This window comes from Reichenbachiella sp. 5M10 (assembly GCF_002742335.1).
Taxonomy (GTDB): Bacteria; Bacteroidota; Bacteroidia; order Cytophagales; family Cyclobacteriaceae; genus Reichenbachiella.
The window spans coordinates 2,451,497-2,468,778 of sequence record NZ_MDGR01000007.1 but is presented as its reverse complement, the minus strand read 5'-3'; the positions used below and the strand labels follow the sequence as shown (position 1 = coordinate 2,468,778).

At 47.2% G+C, this 17,282-nt stretch carries 16 protein-coding genes and 1 riboswitch; of the genes, 5 read left to right on the top strand and 11 right to left on the bottom strand.

Going from position 1 to position 17,282, the window contains the following annotated elements:
* Positions 1-229: 229 nt before the first annotated feature.
* The 7 genes from BFP72_RS09895 to BFP72_RS09865 are packed head-to-tail and all read right to left on the bottom strand — an operon-like array spanning position 230 to position 6,865.
* Positions 230-937: an ATP-binding protein gene (locus BFP72_RS09895; protein ID WP_099598981.1), complete on the bottom strand. Its 708-nt coding sequence runs from the start codon at positions 935-937 to the stop codon at positions 230-232.
* Entirely contained in the window at positions 934-1,494 is a 561-nt protein-coding gene (gene cobC, locus BFP72_RS09890; RefSeq protein WP_099598980.1) for an alpha-ribazole phosphatase, read from the bottom strand. The genes BFP72_RS09895 and cobC overlap by 4 nt, the downstream gene beginning before the upstream one ends.
* The gene (locus BFP72_RS09885) at positions 1,479-2,255 is read right to left on the bottom strand and encodes an adenosylcobinamide-GDP ribazoletransferase (RefSeq protein WP_221406502.1); all 777 of its coding nucleotides are present in this window, start codon (positions 2,253-2,255) and stop codon (positions 1,479-1,481) included. The genes cobC and BFP72_RS09885 overlap by 16 nt, the downstream gene beginning before the upstream one ends.
* Positions 2,252-3,292 (bottom strand): nicotinate-nucleotide--dimethylbenzimidazole phosphoribosyltransferase, encoded by a 1,041-nt coding sequence (cobT, locus tag BFP72_RS09880; protein WP_099598979.1) that lies wholly within the window; start codon positions 3,290-3,292, stop codon positions 2,252-2,254. Before cobT ends, BFP72_RS09885 begins: the two co-directional genes overlap by 4 nt.
* Positions 3,293-3,294: 2 nt before the next feature.
* Entirely contained in the window at positions 3,295-3,798 is a 504-nt protein-coding gene (locus tag BFP72_RS09875; RefSeq protein WP_099598978.1) for a bifunctional adenosylcobinamide kinase/adenosylcobinamide-phosphate guanylyltransferase, read from the bottom strand.
* A 53-nt stretch (positions 3,799-3,851) separates the two neighbouring features.
* Entirely contained in the window at positions 3,852-4,958 is a 1,107-nt protein-coding gene (locus BFP72_RS09870) for a DUF5074 domain-containing protein (protein WP_099598977.1), read from the bottom strand.
* A gap of 8 nt (positions 4,959-4,966) precedes the next feature.
* Complete coding sequence (locus BFP72_RS09865) at positions 4,967-6,865, bottom strand: TonB-dependent siderophore receptor (RefSeq protein ID WP_099598976.1); 1,899 nt, start codon at positions 6,863-6,865, stop codon at positions 4,967-4,969.
* A gap of 86 nt (positions 6,866-6,951) precedes the next feature.
* Positions 6,952-7,178: riboswitch (cobalamin riboswitch) on the bottom strand.
* Positions 7,179-7,258: 80 nt separating this feature from the next.
* On the opposite strand from BFP72_RS09865, the gene BFP72_RS09860 reads away from it, so the two are divergent.
* The 4 genes from BFP72_RS09860 to BFP72_RS09845 all read left to right on the top strand — a co-directional run bounded on the left by BFP72_RS09860 (position 7,259) and on the right by BFP72_RS09845 (position 11,757).
* The gene (locus BFP72_RS09860) at positions 7,259-8,380 is read left to right on the top strand and encodes an ABC transporter substrate-binding protein (protein ID WP_099598975.1); all 1,122 of its coding nucleotides are present in this window, start codon (positions 7,259-7,261) and stop codon (positions 8,378-8,380) included.
* A 196-nt stretch (positions 8,381-8,576) separates the two neighbouring features.
* Complete coding sequence (locus BFP72_RS09855; protein WP_099598974.1) at positions 8,577-9,902, top strand: glycosyltransferase family 4 protein; 1,326 nt, start codon at positions 8,577-8,579, stop codon at positions 9,900-9,902.
* 70 nt (positions 9,903-9,972) lie between these two features.
* Positions 9,973-10,986, top strand: coding sequence for an iron ABC transporter permease (locus tag BFP72_RS09850; RefSeq protein WP_158233366.1), 1,014 nt, complete (start codon positions 9,973-9,975; stop codon positions 10,984-10,986).
* Positions 10,987-11,757 (top strand): ABC transporter ATP-binding protein, encoded by a 771-nt coding sequence (locus tag BFP72_RS09845; protein WP_099598972.1) that lies wholly within the window; start codon positions 10,987-10,989, stop codon positions 11,755-11,757.
* Positions 11,758-11,785: 28 nt separating this feature from the next.
* Here BFP72_RS09845 and BFP72_RS09840 read toward each other — a convergent pair whose 3' ends face one another.
* Both BFP72_RS09840 and BFP72_RS09835 read right to left on the bottom strand, forming a co-directional pair.
* Positions 11,786-12,493: a tetratricopeptide repeat protein gene (locus BFP72_RS09840; protein ID WP_099598971.1), complete on the bottom strand. Its 708-nt coding sequence runs from the start codon at positions 12,491-12,493 to the stop codon at positions 11,786-11,788.
* A gap of 39 nt (positions 12,494-12,532) precedes the next feature.
* Positions 12,533-13,942 carry a CCA tRNA nucleotidyltransferase gene (locus tag BFP72_RS09835; RefSeq protein WP_099598970.1) on the bottom strand — a complete coding sequence of 470 codons (1,410 nt, stop codon included), beginning with the start codon at positions 13,940-13,942 and terminating at the stop codon, positions 12,533-12,535.
* A 103-nt stretch (positions 13,943-14,045) separates the two neighbouring features.
* On the opposite strand from BFP72_RS09835, the gene pafA reads away from it, so the two are divergent.
* Positions 14,046-15,677: an alkaline phosphatase PafA gene (gene pafA, locus BFP72_RS09830; RefSeq protein WP_099598969.1), complete on the top strand. Its 1,632-nt coding sequence runs from the start codon at positions 14,046-14,048 to the stop codon at positions 15,675-15,677.
* A gap of 104 nt (positions 15,678-15,781) precedes the next feature.
* On the opposite strand, the gene idi is transcribed toward pafA, so the two are convergent.
* Complete coding sequence (gene idi, locus BFP72_RS09825; RefSeq protein ID WP_099598968.1) at positions 15,782-16,294, bottom strand: isopentenyl-diphosphate Delta-isomerase; 513 nt, start codon at positions 16,292-16,294, stop codon at positions 15,782-15,784.
* 74 nt (positions 16,295-16,368) lie between these two features.
* Positions 16,369-17,262 carry a MerR family transcriptional regulator gene (locus BFP72_RS09820; RefSeq protein WP_099598967.1) on the bottom strand — a complete coding sequence of 298 codons (894 nt, stop codon included), beginning with the start codon at positions 17,260-17,262 and terminating at the stop codon, positions 16,369-16,371.
* Positions 17,263-17,282: the final 20 nt, after the last annotated feature.

Genomic DNA, 17,282 nt, shown 5'->3' with positions numbered 1-17,282 from the left:
TTTATGTCGTGTCCGTATATCTATCTCATTGAGCAATAGTAACCGACGGGTGTAAAATTAGGTGAAAGGTGGATATAAGCGTACTCATCCAAGATATACTCGACGAATGATACCTATACAAGCCATAAACATAGCGATTCTATAGAAAAGAAAAAATTGTAGCTACTTAATTGTGCAGAAGATCAGTGAGATCAATGAGAGAAAATCTACATGGATATTGGGCAATAGGCTATAAAACCAATCGAAGGTCAGCGAACTCAAAGTGGGTGGTTTGGGTTTGGTCGTCGACGGTATATTCATACGTGTGATTGGTGATCTCGTGTACCTGATAGGAAATCGTGTTTTGAAAGATCGGTCCATCGAATACAAAAGAGTGGTATTCGCCATTTTCCCCACATGGGTCCACTGTGTCAGGGAGGTTTTCGATCAGGTCATGCGTGAGTACATGACCACAGAGACTCCTAGGGAAGAGTTCTTGTTTGGTGCAACACAGCACGGTTTTGAATCCGAGATTCAATACATCAAGGATCATTTGAGAGGTGTTTTCCTGCCATAGCGGGTATACCCCTATCATGTCATGATTCGCAAAGAGATTGTCACGATAGATTTTGAGGTCTTGGAGGAAGAGATCGCCAGAAGCAATGTGGTAAATATTCTTTTTTTTGAGGCTGTGGTAGTACTTGGCGAGGACTTTTTCGTAGCTGGCATTGGTTTGATCCGCCGGTATGGATAGGAAGACCAGAGGGAGGCCCAGTGCATCGGCTTGCGCTTGAATGAGGTCTTTCGACACGCCGTGCATGGAAACGCGGTGAGTTTGGACGGAGAGGGCTGTGTGTAGTTCTACGACCATATACTCAGGATCGGCTAGCAGGCGATAGAGCATGTAGGCAGAGTCTTTGCCTCCACTCCAACTTACAGATATGCGTGTTTTTTTCATCGTCGATTGGTGTAGCAGATAGTGGTTAGGTTTTGATTGAGGGTGACTTTGGTGACGCTACCATAGTCTACTTGTAGTTTAAAGCTATCCTGTAGGTCTAGGTTGAGCAGCTGAGCGAGTAGGGCTCGGATTACTCCTGCGTGACAAACGAGAACGACTGTTTCGTAAGGAGAGGTGGTGATTTCATTCCATGCCAGAGTTACACGGTCTGCGAGCTGTTGATAACTTTCACCTTGGGGTGGCCCATGGTCAACGTAATTCTTCATCCAGAGAGTGAGTTGGTCGTTTTGGATTTGGTCCCAGAGTTTGAGTTCCCAGTCACCAAAATTCAGCTCGAGAAGCCGTGAGTCGGTGACCACTTGTTCGGCAAGTTCATAGGCTAATGTTTTGCAGCGGAGAAGAGGACTGGTGTAGCACTGGTCTATTGTATCTGGCAATAGCGAAGACGTATGCGCCATTTCGGCTTGGTAACCTTTGGCAAGGGGGACGTTGGACTGTCCGTAGCAAGTGTCTTTGCCGATGTCCGGGGTGGTGTGTCGTACTAGATATATTTCCATAGGGCAATCAAACTCAAATATATGACGACTTCAGCGACTTGCTGTACTGCACCCAGACAATCTCCTGTGTACCCACCTATCCATTTGTTGAAATAGCGTGAAAAGTACATTTTAACAAAAGTCACTGAGATCATTATGGCAAGTATTTCTATTTTCCAAAAGAAAACTAGAGGAAGTATGCCTAGGATATTGGCAGTGACGAAGCTGCCAAGCCCCATTTGTTTGGCGATCGGTTTGGCCTTGGCATCTTCGTTTTCGCGGACGTATTGTCCTGTATAGATGACCCATACCGAAGTAGTGCGACTCAGTGAATGTCCTAGCCATAGAGCAAATACTATATCGAGAGTATCTCTCTGTGTGGTGATTTCTACAAGGGCGAGGTACTTGAGTAGGAGCAACAACGTGATACCGATCACTCCATAAGCTCCAAGGACTGAGTCCTTCATGATGGAGAGAATTTTTTCTTTGGTCCAGCCTCCTCCAAATCCATCACAGACGTCAGCAAAACCATCTTCGTGGAATGCACCAGTCAATAAAATGCCTGCAATCATGGAGAATAGGATAGCGATATTGCTAGGCACTGCGTAACTCGCGCCTAAGTATACAGCAGCGGTCACGGCTCCCACGATCCACCCGACGAGGGGAAAGTAGCGTGTGGCTCGGTTGAGTTGATCAGCGGAGTGATCCACCCATTTGGGACAGGGGATGCGGGTGTAAAACATCACCGCAGTGAGGAAGGTGTGGAGCTCTTTCTTGATCATGATTTTTGAGAGATGGAGGCCGACTCGAAACTGGCCATGTCTTGTAGAAACGCTACACTGGAAGCTACGATTGGGTAGGCGAGGGCACAACCAGTTCCTTCACCCAGTCGCATGTTGAGTTGGAGGATGGTTTCTTGCCCGAGGTGATCGAGAAGTTTCTGGTGCCCTTGTTCGTTGGATTGATGACAGCAGAGTGCATAACCTGAGATTTCAGGGTATAGTTGGCAAGCAGTCAGATAGACGGATGAAGCGATGAAGCCATCAATGAGGAGAGTCATACGGTATTCGGCGGCTTGTAGCATTGCACCGAGCATCATGGCCATTTCGAGACCTGCGACACTTCGAAAGAAGTGCAGCGGGTCATGGATTTTGGGTTGATGTTTTTCGAACACTTGGTGGATGACTTTGGTTTTGTGTTGTAGTCCCGCAGAATCTACTCCTGTGCCCTTGCCGATGCATTCGCTGAGTGGGTAGTCTGTAAATGCGGCCATGAGTAGGCTAGCTGCTGAGGTATTGCCAATGCCCATCTCACCAAAGCCCATGATGTTGCATCCGGTTCGGTAGCGGCCTTCCACTAGTTTTGAACCTGCGGAAAGGGCCTGGTCTAGTTCTTCGGTAGTAATTGCCTCTTGGTGGAGGCTGTTGGCAGTACCAAAGGCGATTTTTCGGTCAATGAGGTCAGGGTGGTAGGGGAAGGTGTGGTTGACTCCTGCATCGATGACTTGAAGGTGAATATCATGCTGTAGACAAAAGACATTGATCGCTGCTCCACCTGATAAGAAATTAAGGACCATTTGGTGGGTGACTTCTGGAGGGAAGGCGCTGATACCTTCTTCGGTGAGCCCATGATCACCAGCGAACACCAGCATGGAAGGGGCTTGCAATTGTGGCGCTAGGCTTTGTTGGATCAAGGCGATTTTTTTGCCAATGCGCTCCAGTTGTCCGAGTGAACCGACCGGTTTGGTCTTGAAGTCTATTTTGTGCTGGATGCGTGCAGCGAGGGATTGGTCTGGGGCACTGATTTGAAATTTTTTCATGTCTATTTGAGCGTAAGCGGTAGTCCAGAGACCATGAAATAGGCCCTGTCTGCCTGTTGAGCAATCAGTTGGTTGGTCCATCCTTGTATTTCTACGAAATCTCGTCCCATTTTTGATTCGGCATGAAGGCCCATTCCGATTTCATTGGAGATGATGATGAGGTGTCCCTCATAGGATCGTATTTTGTTGTATTCCTCTCTCGCTTGGGCGAAGGTCAAGTCTCTGTCGTACTGGTTTGCTGTGAATAGGTTGGTCAGCCATAGGGTGACACAGTCTATGACGACAGTGCTTGTGTCTGGTAGAACAGTACTGAGGTGTATTTGCTCTTCGATGGTAGTCCATTGTTCGTTGCGATCTTGACGATGGCGCTGGATGCGCTCTTCGAAGTTTTCGTCCCACTTTTTGGCTGTAGCCAAGTAGTAGGGATAGTCACTGTCCGCAAGGGCCAAATTTTGCGCGAAGCGGGACTTGCCTGATCGTTCGCCTCCTGAGATATAGGTAATCATAAGAGTAAAGGTACTCTGCTTTTTTGCAGAGTACCTACAGGTTGGTTTAGAGTTTAGTATGCGATTCCGTTGGGTCCGATGCCTACAGTGTATTCATCGATGAATGATCCTGAAAAATCGTACCGCTTTATAGAGCCTGGATTGGTGTAGTTGGGTGAAATGCACACAATGATTTGATCGTCTGAGGCATCTACTGCTAGTCCAGAGATGTTGTCATCTGCGATTACTTCGGTGAAGTCCGTCACGCTAGCTGTATCATCGTTGAGGTCTGTTGAGACGGTACTGATACCGCCATCGTATCTGAATACGAGTGTTTTGCCTTTGGAGTCAATGTTGAGACTGCCCGGGCCAATGCCCACGGATGGAGCTTCGATTTTGAGATCTAGGGTGTTGTCATCGGTATCGATCTGTGCGAGGAATGCCGGTGTAGAGTTTTCTAAATCGATACTCCAGTCTGAATTGTAGACCGTCTTGCCTGCCCCTGTCACCCATACATCGTCCTCTTCGTCTACGACGAGAGTGGAGGGGTTGTCACCCACAGTGAGGGTTTGGACGATTTGGTCAGTCTCTGTATCGATCACGATGACTGTATTGTCATAGCCCCACCCACCATTGTTGGCAGCATAGACGTACTGTCCTACCTTGACCATTTGGTTGGTGCCTGCGCCTGCGCTGATGGTGCTAGTCACTGTATGAGTCGTGAGGTCGATTACTTTGACCGTGCCTGTAGAGCCATCGGCTCCCCAGTCAGAGACATAACCTTTGCTGGCGTTTATTCCTATAAAATAGCGAGGGGAAGGAAGCCCTTCGTTGATAGTCGCTAGGAGGGAATTGTCATCGGTACTGATGATTTCCATTTTGGCAGAATTTTGTACGACGATGTATCCTTTGTTGTCATAGATGGTCATCGATTGTGCTTGGTCACCTAGTGGCTTGCCGGTGACCGTTTCGAACACGTTGTTGGACACGGACAATGTAGCCTTGTCGAAAAACGAGAGACTTGTGTTGCCATTACCAAAACCGCCTTCGTTGACGATGTAGAAACCATCTTGGCCCGGAGTAAATTTAGAGCCGTCATCTTCGCTACACGATGCAAATATGAATGTGAAAGCAATGAAGCTGGCTTTGAGCAGGTTGTGAAAAAGTGAATTTGTTTTCATATGGTATGTTAATTGAACTTATATACTAGATTGAATTGATAATTGATGCCTGGCATAGGGTAGGCCCGACGTACCTCGTAGGAGGTGTTGAATAAATTTTTGACTTGTGCTGTGAGAGCAATGGTGTGTTGTTGTAGACGGAATTGATAGCCTGCGTTGAGGTCGATCAGTAGGTATGGGTCCAGTGCGCGTATTTCAATGTTGCCCTCATCTGTGTACTGTTTGCCTGTATAGGCGAGATTGGTGCCTGCATGAAAGGCCTGCCAGTGGTAGGTGAGATAGAGGTTGCCTTGATGCATGGGGGTGTAGCTGAGCTGTGGCTTGGTCCATAGCTGGTTTGGACTGTTTGGGGTAGCGATGGTCAGTTGATAGTTGGCGCCAGTAGATAGGTGTGAGGTGCTGGAGAAGCGGTAGCTTCCAGAGATACTTTGTTCTATGCCGTAGGTCCAGATTTCTTGTAGATTGATAGGGGTCCATACACTGGAAACCTCCTTCCATTGGATCCAATCCTGTATGTGGTTGTAGAATACAGTCCCTTCATAGCGTATTTGGTTGGGTGTAGAATTGCTGTGCAGAAGGTACCCGATTTCATAACTCATGCCTTCTTCTGGGGCGAGATCGGGGTTGCCGATGGCTCCTGATCCGGACCAGTAGAGGTCGTTGAAGGTAGGGATACGATAGCTCTTGGCGACTTTGGACTTGAGGTCGAGCCATGAGGAAACGGGATAGGATAGTCCTATAGATGGCAAGAAGGGTACAGTCTTCCCGTCTATGATGCTTTGGCGAGCAGATAGATTGAGTTCTAATTTGGATAAAAGTGAAAGATGAGTGGAGAGAAATAGTGCCGTACGGTGGCGGTTTTCTAGTTGGCCGTAGCTGTCCGAATGTCCGTTTTCGAAAGTATGGTTGATGCCTAGCTCCAAAGCGATATAGGGCGTGGGGTTGTAGTCTAGTCGTGCTTCGTTGATAGTGGAGAACGAACTGCTATGAGACAAGGTGTTGATCTTGTCGTCGTAAATCAGCGCATGATCCAGTATCCCAAGCTGGTAGTAGAGCCTGAGTGTGGGATGTAGCGTTTGCTGGTATCGGAGGACTCCCCGGTGGAAGGAGTCAAACTGGACAGCATTGGAGGGGGTACCTGCACCTGCAGTTTTGGGGATATGGGTGTCATTGTCTTGGTGCCAATATTTGATGGTCAGTTCTCCCTTGGGTGTGATTCGGTAAGAGAGGGAGCTGAGTAGGCCGTATTGCTTCACCTGAGCGTTGCGCTGGATTTCGTCTACTTGCGTGAAGCGGTTGTAAAAGTCAAAATCATTGTCAGCCTGTTTGTAGTATCCTCGTATACTGTAGCTCAGTTTGTTAGTAGAGGTTTGGATTTTGAGTCCGTGACTTTGCAAACCAAAACTGCCCAATTGCTCGTGCAAGGACAAGAAAAAGGGGGTGTTGTAGCGAGACGGTTGGCTGTTCATCTGGATAGACCCTCCCATGGCTCCTGAGCCATTGAGAGTGGAGCTTCCCCCGTATTGAATAGAGATATTGTCGATCATGAAGGTTGGTACGAGATTGAGGTCGAGACTTCCGTTCATTTGACTCTGTAGGTTGATACCTTCCCAAAGTATGGCGGTTTGATTGCTGCCTGTGCCGCGCAAAGAGGCAGTGGACAACCCACCGATTCCATAAGATCGTATATTGAGTGGTCCGAGTTTGGAAAGGAGCATAGCGATAGAGTTGCCGTCATTGAGGGTCAGGTATGTGCTGTCGATGGTCACGGTCTTGTCCGCAGCAGAGTAGGTTTCCATACGAGAGGCAGTCACATCTACAGGAGTGAGCCATAGCGAGTCCTGCTGAGCCCATAGCGTATGGGGCAGTGCTATCAAGAGCCATAAAAGTGCGCGTCTCTGCTGCATAGTGATATCAATCGGTACGACAGAGCTGCTTCAAGAAAAAGAGGAAAACCTTCCTATCATTCCAAAGACTTTTCACCCGAAAGCTCCGTACTATCAAGATTAGTGGCAGGTCTCCTGGCTCTCCTGATTTTTGATGACCTTCCCAGCTCTTGGAGCCAGTGGTATTGTGGATCAAAAATATGATTCCGAATTGGAATTCAGGATTACAGTTGCGGGGACAGCTCCGGAATTTTCGAGTCAGACGAATCACCGGATTCCCTTTTCATCGTAGGCAGATGATCTCTGTCTACGAACCAATAATCGGCGCAATGTTAAGGCATTTTGTGAGATTCTATTCTAGAAAGTGGGCGGAATTTCGGAGAACCCAATTTTTTGTACGAGCATTGCAGTCTTATGAAACAAGCAATCCTCTTGACCTGCCTCGTGGTTTTGGCAGCTTGCCAGCCCCAAGAAAAGCCCACAACAGAAACCAACGAAACAGGGGCAATTCAATATGCCGAACGCTTTACTCTCGATGAGTATGATGGGTACAAGGTGCTCAAAGTAAATCAATTGTACCAAGGGAGTGAGGAATCTATGTCCTACTTGCTCTATGAGGGGGAACTGCCCCAAGGAATAGATGTGTCGCAATATGTACCAGTCCAATGTCCAGTCAAGCGCATCATTTCCAACTCTACTACGCATGTGGCTTTCTTGGAGATTTTGGGTCTAAAAGAGGAGTTGGTTGGTTTTGCGCAAAGTCAATACATCTACTCTGAAGAATTCAACAAAAGGTTGGAAGAAGGGAAGCTAGAAGAGATCGGGAGTGAAGGTAAGCTGGATATCGAACGGGTGTTGAGCTTGCGTCCAGATGTTATTTTGGCATTCAGTGCTGGGGGAGAAAATCGACAATTGGAAAAACTACAAGAGCTCGGGCAGAAGGTGGTGTATATGCCTGACTACCTAGAACCGACTGTTCTTGGGCGGGCAGAATGGATCAAGTTTATTGGTTACCTTGTCGGTAAAGAGAAGGTAGCCGAAGCTTATTTTGAGGAGGTGGCTATGGCCTACGACTCTCTGCTTGCACTGGTGTCAGAGGTTGAGAGACCCTCTGTGTTTTCGGGGAGTTTGTATGGAGGGAGTTGGTTCATGCCAGCGGGTCATAACTACAACGGGCTGATGATTCAGGATGCGGGGGGGGACTATCTCTGGTCCGACAACTCTCAAAACGGCTGGCTCAATCTGGATTTTGAAGCCGTGTATGCCAAGGCCAATCGTGCCGAATACTGGATCGGTGCAGCCAACTACGAGAGTTTGGAGAAATTAGAAGAGGCTGACGAACGATATGCCGAATTTGGTGCGTTTCAGGCGGGGGAAGTCTATACCTATACCAAACGTCTCTCTGCCAATGGAGGTAATGACTATTTCGAGTCGGGCAATGCCAACCCGCACTTGTTGTTGGCCGATCATATCAAAGTCATTCACCCTGAATTGTTGCCCGACTATGAGCTGTTTTACTATAAACAGTTGGAGTAGTAATTTAGAGGAGGAAGGAATATGTTTATTGGAGGTAGTCTTTGTCACGGATCGTTATTCGCTTATCTCATGGATTTTTCAGAAGCCTCATTGGTTGATAGGTGGATTAATCGCAAACTGACATTCTGAAAGTCGCTGTCTTTGACATAGGATACTTATTTTCGCTTCAATTATAGTGTAGTTCTAATCGTCGTTTATGAAAAATACCCGTGTCCTGATCATCAGTTATTATTGGCCTCCGTCTGGAGGTGCAGGGGTACAGCGGTGGCTCAAACTGACCAAATATCTAGGGCAAAATGGTATCGAACCTCATGTGCTCACCGTGCATGAGGATAGTGCGAGCTATATGCAATGGGATGAGAGCTTGGTCGAGGATGTTTCCGCTGTAGTTCAGGTGACGAAGACGAAATCCTTCGAGCCGATCAATTATTACTCTAAGCTTGTAGGGAAGAAAAACGTACCTACGGCGGGATTTGCCAATGTAGACAGTACCAAACTGTCACAGCGGGCGGTCAATTTCTTACGGAGCAATTTGTTTATCCCCGATCCACGGAGAGGTTGGAACAACTATGCCTATGCTCGAGCCAAGGAGATCATCGAAAGAGAGGGAATTGAGCTAGTCATTACGACCAGTCCACCACATTCGACACAGCTCATTGGCCTTAGACTCCAAAAGAATCTCAACGTCAAATGGATGGCCGATTTTAGAGATCCGTGGACCAACATCTATTACTACGAATTGTTTGGTCACTCATGGTTGTCCAAGCGGATCGATCAATCCATGGAGCGCAGAGTGCTACAAAGTGCTGATCAAATTGTCACAGTGAGTGAAGGGTTCAAGCGGTCTTTTGGCCAATTGGTGTCAGGGGTAGAGCATAAAATCAAAGTGATTACCAATGGTTTTGACGGAGAGGATTTTGAACACTTGCAAAAGCGCACCAATAGCGATTTTACGATCAGTTATACGGGAACGATGTCCGATCAGTATGATTTGTCTTCATTCATACGTGCGATGAAGAAGGTGCAGCAGTATGGAGAAGGGGTGTCAGTCAAATTGCAGATGGTGGGCAATCTTTCTGTTGCGATCCAAGAGGAAATTTTGGCGCAAAATATTCCACTTGAGTACATTCGGATGGTGCCGCATAGCGAGGTACTGCAGTATCAAAAAAATGCTGATCTGCTCTTATTGATTATCCCTGACACCTCGGATGCCAACGGAATCATACCAGGCAAAATATTTGAGTATTTGGCTTCTGGCAATCCCATTTTTTGCATTGGACCACCAGAGAGTGATGCGGCGGGTATCATCGACCGATGTGCAGTGGGGCAGACGATGGATCGGAGCAACGAGCAGGCTATGGTCCGTTTTCTTCAAGAGGAGATTGATCGGTTCAAGACCAAAGGACCGATATCATCGCGGGTAGAGGAAATCAACAGCTATTCGCGCGAAAGCCAGGCCGCTACCATGGCAGAGGTCATACGATCCCTGCTAGAGAGGAATAATCAGAAAGAGGGGTACTGACTACTGTGCCGTATTGATATAGTTTTGACGAATGGAGTGAATCACTCATGAATGGATAAAAAATAGAAGCGTGTTCAAATCAATTGCTTTTTTGGGGATAGTCTGTGTGCTGCTCTTCGTGCTCAACGTGGTGATAGGGTCGGTGTGGATTCCACTGAATGAATTGATGGAAATTGTATTTGGTGCATCTGAGGATCGTGTTTGGACCAATATTGTGTTGCACTATCGCTTGCCTCGTGCTGTCGCGGCGGTATTAGCAGGAGCTTCTTTGAGCTTGAGTGGCTTGTACATGCAGACCTTCTTTCGCAACCCGTTGGCGGGACCTTATGTGCTTGGTGTGAGTGCAGGAGCGAGCTTAGGAGTGGCTGTTGTCGTGTTGGGTAGCTCGTTGTTTGTGGTGTTGGGCTTGCCAATCCTCTCAGGAGTTTCGGTGACCTTGGGGGCTATTTTGGGTTCCTTCATTGTGTTTTTGGTGGTAATTTATTTTTCCACGAAAGTGGCGGATCATACCTCCCTGCTCATCATTGGTCTGATGTTTAGCAGCGCGACGAGCGCACTGGTGAGTGTTATGCAGTATTTTAGCAATCCGGAGGATATTCAATCCTATTTGCTGTGGACATTTGGGGATCTCGGTAGTGTGACGGTAGGTGAATTGACTATTATGGTACCGTTGATTTTGGTAGGATGGGGAGCGTCGATATTTCTCTTGAAGCCACTCAATATCTACCTGATAGGCAATGCGTATGCAAAAAATGCAGGGCTCAATATCCAGCGATCAAAGTATGCCATTATTTGTGTGACGGCACTACTGTCTGGTACGGTCACGGCTTATTGTGGGCCGATTGCTTTCATAGGGTTGGCGGGACCTCACGTGGCGCGTATGATCTTGGATAGTTCTGATCACAAGAAGCTGATTCCATATTCTGCAGTGATGGGAGCGGTGATTTTGCTGTTTTGTGACATGGTCTCGCGCTTGCCAGGCTTGCCACAGTCCTTGCCACTCAATGCCATCACCTCGCTGCTGGGTGGTCCCTTGGTGATTTATTTGATTGTCAAAAAGAAGAATATACAAAACGGATTTTAGATGCGATCGATCACGACACGAAACCTCGATATTGGCTATGCGGGCAAATGCATCGCTAAGAAGCTCAATTTGGAATTGAAGCCAGGCAAGTTCGTGTGCCTCATCGGACAAAACGGAGTAGGAAAGAGTACGCTGCTACGTACGTTATCTGATCTGCAGCAGCCACTAGGAGGGCAGGTCTGTCTAGGTGATGAACCTCTTGAGCAGCTCGACCGTCGAGCGCTGGCACGACAGATTGGCATCATCACTACGGACAAAATAGGGATGTCCAACATGACTGTACGTGAGCTTGTCGGGTTGGGGCGGTTTCCATATACCAACTGGATAGGCAAGATGAGTCAAAAGGATGAGCAGCAAGTGCAGGCCTCTATTGATCTCTGCAAAATCAACTACATCGAAGAAGCCAAGCTAGGGACGCTCAGTGATGGGCAGTTTCAGAAGGCCATGGTGGCCCGGGCTTTGGCACAGGATACGGATTTTATTCTGATGGACGAACCGACTGCCCATCTCGATATTGTCAACCGCCTGGATATGTTTAGTCTGTTTGCTGAGATCAAGGAGTCCACCAACAAGAGTATGCTGGTCTCTACCCATGAGTTGGATTTGTCGATTCAGTTTGCTGACGAACTCTGGCTGATGGATTTCAACGCTCCAGTCGTGTCTGGAGATCCTCAGACGCTCATTGATTCGGGGGCCATCTCTAAGATATTTCACCATGATCAGTACGAAATCGATTTGAGTTCGGTATGGCGAATGATCAAGAAGAAGTAGGCGGACGAACAGCCAAGATTCTAAAAAACTATTCTTTGAGTTTGCTAAGGTTGGCTTGTGCCAATTCAAACCCTGGAGATGCTTGAGCAGCTTCTAAGAAGTGTTTTTTAGCCTTTTCTTTGTCTCCATTTTCTTGAGCAATGAGCCCTTGCAGGTTGAGTACGGCTGCTCGCATGGACACCTCTTGCGTGGTTTTGTCCATTTTATTGAATCTCAATTTGATTTCATCTACGTTCTTTCTTTGCAAGAGCAACTCCGTGGAGGTTTGAGCCTCTTTGAATCGCTTGAGCTGAAACTGCAAGAAAGCCACTTGATACAGTGTGTTGGAGTCGTCGTTTTTGAGGAACAGACTTTCGTAATTGTCGAGTGATTTGGACAGTACCCCGAGGTTCTGAAACGAAATAGCCGCTACTTCGAGTGCCATGGGATTGTTGGGGTTGAGTAGGAGGTTTTCTTGTGCGACGAGTGCAGAGGAGGCGTACTGTCCTCTCGAAAAGTACGACAAGGCTAGAGTATCCAAAATCGCGGGTTGATTAGAAGTCAACATGAGCATCTCATAGAGGGCCATGTGCGAGACGTTAGGGTCGTTGAATTTGTTGGCAAGTTGGTAGATGCTATAATATTTTCTCATTTGATAATCTTCATAAGTAAGAGAATCATCATTGAGGGTTTCTTGCGCTTGGCTTGTAGAAGCAAATGCGAAGATCAATACGAATGCTGCGAGTGTTTTTTTCATAACCTTGTTTTTAGCGGAGGGCAAAGTACATCGAATGTTTTAAACCTCCAACCCTTTTTCTTTTGCGATACGGTACATCAAATTCAATGCCTCTTTTTTGTCGTTGGAGATGTGTCCTTCGAGTATGGCTTCACGAATTTCATTTTTGATGTCTCCTACGATACGTGAGGGTTCGAGGTTGAAAATCTCCATAATTTCTTCGCCTGTAACTGGTGGTTGGAAGTTGCGGACTTGATCTTTTTCTTCGATATCCTTGAGTTTTTGCGCGACGATATCAAAGTTTTGAAGGTAGCGTTTGACCTTGTTGGGATTTTTGGTGGTGATGTCGGCTTTGCAGAGTGTCATCAAGTCGTCCACATCGTCTCCAGCTTCGAAAAGCAAACGACGTATCGCTGAGTCAGTGATTTCCTTTTTGACCAGAGCAATTGGTCTGAGGTGTAGACGTACGAGTTTTTGGACGTATTTCATGCGGTCGTTGAGTGGGAGCTTGAGTCGTTTGAATATCCCTGGAGTCATACGCGCACCTCGGTCTTCATGTCCATGAAAAGTCCATCCGACCTTTTTGTTGAATCGTTTGGTTGGAGGCTTAGCGATATCGTGGAGTATTGCCGCCCATCGAAGGTATAGATCGTCGGTGCTTTCGGAGATGTTGTCTAGTACTTGTAGGGTGTGATAGAAGTTGTCCTTGTGTGAGCGACCTTCTCGGGTTTCTACGCCATATAGATCCGTCATTTCGGGAAAGATCAGTTGGAGTAGCCCACACTGAAAGAGCAATTTGAATCCGTAGCTGGGCGTTTTGGACAATATGATTTTGTTGAGCTCGACGATGATGCGTTCTTTGGAGACGATCTTGATGCGCTGTGCTTCTTGCTGGATGGCGTCAAACGTGTTCGGATCGATATCAAAATTGAGTTGACTAGCAAAACGAATCGCACGCATCATGCGCAGTGGGTCATCAGAAAATGTGATGGCGGGCTCCAGAGGAGTACGAATCATTTTTCGTTTGAGGTCCTGGACTCCATCAAAGGGGTCAACCAGTTCTCCGTAGTTCTCGGATTGGAGGCTGATGGCTAGTGCGTTGATGGTGAAGTCACGACGGTTTTGGTCATCTTCCAAAGTGCCGTCTTCTACAGTGGGTTTCCTTGATTCTTTGCGATAAGATTCCTTTCTTGCACCGACGAATTCCAATTCGTGGTATTCGTGCTTGATCATGGCCGTGCCAAAATTTTTGTACGTCGTGACGCGTTTGGTGCCAAGTTTTTTGGCGGAAGCTTTGGCGAGAGCTATGCCGCTGCCTAGACATACGAAATCAATGTCCTTGGAGGGACGTTTGAGTAGTATGTCACGGACAAAACCACCAATGACGTAGGTCTCCAAGTTCAGCTCGTGAGCGGATTGGGCTACTTGGTCAAAGATGTCTTTTGGAAGGAGGTGATCTGCGAGATTCAAGTCAATAGATTTTTGCGCAAAAATAATTTTAATTATTTAAAAGTGGCTTAACATGCAAAGTCAATATTGGATATAACTTCAAAACCCGAAATTAAGAATTGAAATGAAGAAAATAATTGTGTTGGCCTTGGGCCTAATGAGTAGTGGGGCAGTGCTTTGTCAGCAAAGTGTAGAGCGTCCTAAATTGGTAGTAGGGATTATCGTAGATCAGATGAGGGCAGAGTACCTGTATCGGTTTCAGGGGCACTATGGCCAAGGAGGTTTCAGACGAATGATGGACGGTGGGTTTGAGTTGAAAAATGCACACTTCAATTATGTGCCTACCAAAACTGCTCCAGGTCACGCTTCGGTCTATACAGGAGCTACACCGAGAGTACATGGAGTCATCGCCAACGATTGGTACGACAAAGTCACCAAAGAGGGAATGTACTGTGTGTCGGATCCCCATGCGACGTTTGTGGGTGGATCTGAGAAGACCGGACATATCTCACCAGTCAATCTAGTGTCTACCACGATTACCGATGAGTTGGGGTTGTTTTTTCAGCAACAGTCAAAGATAATTGGGATGTCTATCAAGGACCGTGGTGCGGTACTGCCAGCAGGACACGATCCGAACGGGGCGTATTGGTTGGATAGTCAGACAGGGGAGTTCATGACGAGCTCATATTACATGGATAAGTTGCCCAAGTGGGTGCAGAAATTCAACAAGAGGGGCTTGGTGGATGAGTACATGAGTGGGAGCTGGGATACGTTTCTTCCGATCGAGAAATATGTAGAGTCTGGACCAGACGATCGTGAAAATGAAAGAGCCCTCGTGGGTAAAGAACGGCCGGTGTTTCCCTATGACTTGTCTCAGGCCAAGACCAAAGGAAGTACCATCAAATCGACCCCATGGGGCAATACGATTTTGGCGGATTTCGCAAAAGCGAGTTTGGAAGGGGAAAGCTTGGGACAGGATGATATCACTGACTTCCTAGCGGTGAGTTTTTCGTCGACAGATTATATCGGCCACTCGTTTGGACCCTATTCCAAAGAAGTCGAAGATACCTATATCCGATTGGATCGCGACTTGGAGGCATTGTTTCAAATGCTCGATGAGAAAGTAGGCAAAGGGCAGTGGACGGTGTTTTTGTCTGCGGATCATGCCGTGGCAGCCATTCCGCAGTACCTCAAGGACAACCATTTGCCAGCAGACTACTGGGGTGAGCGAGAAGTTCGAGAGCAGCTCAATGAGAAGCTTCAGGAGGTTTTTGGTGCGGCAGAGTTGGTCGAAAACGTCAGCAATGAGCAGGTGTTTTTGAATCACGATGTGATCGAGGAGCAAGAGCTTTCTTTGGCGAAGGTCAAAGAAGTAGTCATGATCCAACTGCGCAAGACGAGCGGAATCAAGGCCGTCTATGCATCCGAAGACATCAGCAATTACTCTGGCAAGAACTATGACGTAGCGTTGCTGTCTGCAGGGTACAACCAGCAGCGGTCGGGAGACGTGTTGTTCACGATCAACTCAGGTTGGCTCGGAGGGAGCCTGACAGAGACGAATCATGGGACGAGCCACGGAACACACTATACATACGATACGCACGTACCGATGTTGTTTTATGGTTGGGGGATCAAGCAGGGCAAGAGCCACCAGTACCATCCCGTCACAGACATTGCTCCGACACTCTCTATGCTGCTCAATATTTCGTTTCCGAGTGGAGCGACGGGGCAACCCATTGTAGAGATTTTGGATTGAGGATTTTAATTTTAGACGCTAGATTTTTTGTACATAGGTTGGAGTCAAAAATCTAGCGTCTTGATTTGGGGTGTAACGAGTGCTCTGAGTGCAAACCACAGGTGCTAGGCGGTATATACGTCCAAAACCCTGTCGAGGAGTGCTTTGAACCAAAAGGTGTATTGTTCTGGGTGTAAAGCAAGGTCTGCCTGTAGTGCTTCGGGAGTGATGTACTTCATCTCTGAGACCTCGTCGGGGTTCAATATGGGGAGGACATCTGTCCTGCCGATCAGTACATGATCCAATTCATGCTCGACTAACCCATTGTCAAACGCGACTTTGTATTGGAAGCTAAAGACTCGTTTGAGATCTGCTTGTAGGCCGAGCTCTTCGTTTAGTCTGCGGTGTGCCGCTGAGACTAGCTCCTCGTTGGGACGTGGGTGGCTGCAGCAGGTGTTGGACCATAGGTTGGGTGAGTGGTATTTGCCAGCAGCTCTTTTTTGGAGTAGTAGTTCGCCTTTGCTGTTGAACAGGAACACGGAAAAAGCACGATGCAGGGCACCATTTTGGTGTGCAGTGAGTTTTTCAGCTACACCGATTTCATTGTCATGCTCATCTACCAATACCACCTCTTCCATAGCTTCTTTTTTGAAGCAAAACTAATCAGCGAATCGCACATTTGTACCCTCACGGAGAGAATAGCTCATATATGTCAGTTTGACGAGTGACTGATCGCTTGTAGAAACTCCGACGTGTCACTGACCCATTGGGTTTTTTCGAGGGGGATGAAGGCGTCCTTATAGGGCATAGAACCGCAGAGAAGGATGGAGTCGATGGATTTCTGTTTACAGATTTTTTTCAAGTAGCGTTGTGCTTCCTTTTGGTAGTTGGGGGTGGTTAGCACAGTGACGATACGCGTAGTTTTGGTACTTTTGATGGTTTCGATGAGACTGGGGAGTGGCACCTTAGCCCCTAGATAGATGGTGCTATTTCCCTGGTGCTTGAGTAGGTAGTTGCAAAATAAGAGAAGGATTTCATGTTCTTCCCATTCGGGTAGATACAGCAATGTAGGAGAGCTCGCGAGTTCGTTTTCTTTGCCGACATTCATGGCCGAATAGAGGACTTGTTTGAGTTTGTTGGAGAGGAAGTGCTCATGAGCTGGACTGATTTTGTTGGCAGCCCAAAGAAATCCTATACGACTAAGCAACGGGAAAAATACCTCTGAAAAGGCACGGATAAGACTAGTTTTGGCTATAACGAGGGTGATCTGCTGGTCTAGCGTGCGTTCATCAAAGTTGAGACAGGACTGTGTCATCTGGTGGAGATTGACCACCGCAGGAGAAGTTTGGGTCAGTTCGTTTTGGTTATGCTCAAGGATTTTGAGCATTTGGCTTTTGCTCATCTCACTGATCTTGGAGATTTTGTAACCTAGTGAAATGAGGGAGGCTACATTGAGTATTTTCTTGAGTTGATTGTCACTGTATGATCGGATGTTGGTAGGTGAGCGACTGGGCACGATGAGTTGGTAGCGCTTCTCCCAGATACGAATAGTATGCGCTTTGATCCCTGACAATCGTTCCAGTTCTCTGATCGAATATTTTCCCAATCTTCTGTTGTTTTAGGCTA

Bases quoted from the DNA above. Each gene is read 5' to 3' on its own strand.
- BFP72_RS09895 (WP_099598981.1), bottom strand. From the start codon at position 937: ATGAAAAAAACACGCATATCTGTAAGTTGGAGTGGAGGCAAAGACTCT.
- cobC (WP_099598980.1), bottom strand. From the start codon at position 1,494: ATGGAAATATATCTAGTACGACACACCACCCCGGACATCGGCAAAGAC.
- BFP72_RS09885 (WP_221406502.1), bottom strand. From the start codon at position 2,255: ATGATCAAGAAAGAGCTCCACACCTTCCTCACTGCGGTGATGTTTTAC.
- cobT (WP_099598979.1), bottom strand. From the start codon at position 3,292: ATGAAAAAATTTCAAATCAGTGCCCCAGACCAATCCCTCGCTGCACGC.
- BFP72_RS09875 (WP_099598978.1), bottom strand. From the start codon at position 3,798: ATGATTACCTATATCTCAGGAGGCGAACGATCAGGCAAGTCCCGCTTC.
- BFP72_RS09870 (WP_099598977.1), bottom strand. From the start codon at position 4,958: ATGAAAACAAATTCACTTTTTCACAACCTGCTCAAAGCCAGCTTCATT.
- BFP72_RS09865 (WP_099598976.1), bottom strand. From the start codon at position 6,865: ATGCAGCAGAGACGCGCACTTTTATGGCTCTTGATAGCACTGCCCCAT.
- BFP72_RS09860 (WP_099598975.1), top strand. From the start codon at position 7,259: ATGAAACAAGCAATCCTCTTGACCTGCCTCGTGGTTTTGGCAGCTTGC.
- BFP72_RS09855 (WP_099598974.1), top strand. From the start codon at position 8,577: ATGAAAAATACCCGTGTCCTGATCATCAGTTATTATTGGCCTCCGTCT.
- BFP72_RS09845 (WP_099598972.1), top strand. From the start codon at position 10,987: ATGCGATCGATCACGACACGAAACCTCGATATTGGCTATGCGGGCAAA.
- BFP72_RS09840 (WP_099598971.1), bottom strand. From the start codon at position 12,493: ATGAAAAAAACACTCGCAGCATTCGTATTGATCTTCGCATTTGCTTCT.
- pafA (WP_099598969.1), top strand. From the start codon at position 14,046: ATGAAGAAAATAATTGTGTTGGCCTTGGGCCTAATGAGTAGTGGGGCA.
- idi (WP_099598968.1), bottom strand. From the start codon at position 16,294: ATGGAAGAGGTGGTATTGGTAGATGAGCATGACAATGAAATCGGTGTA.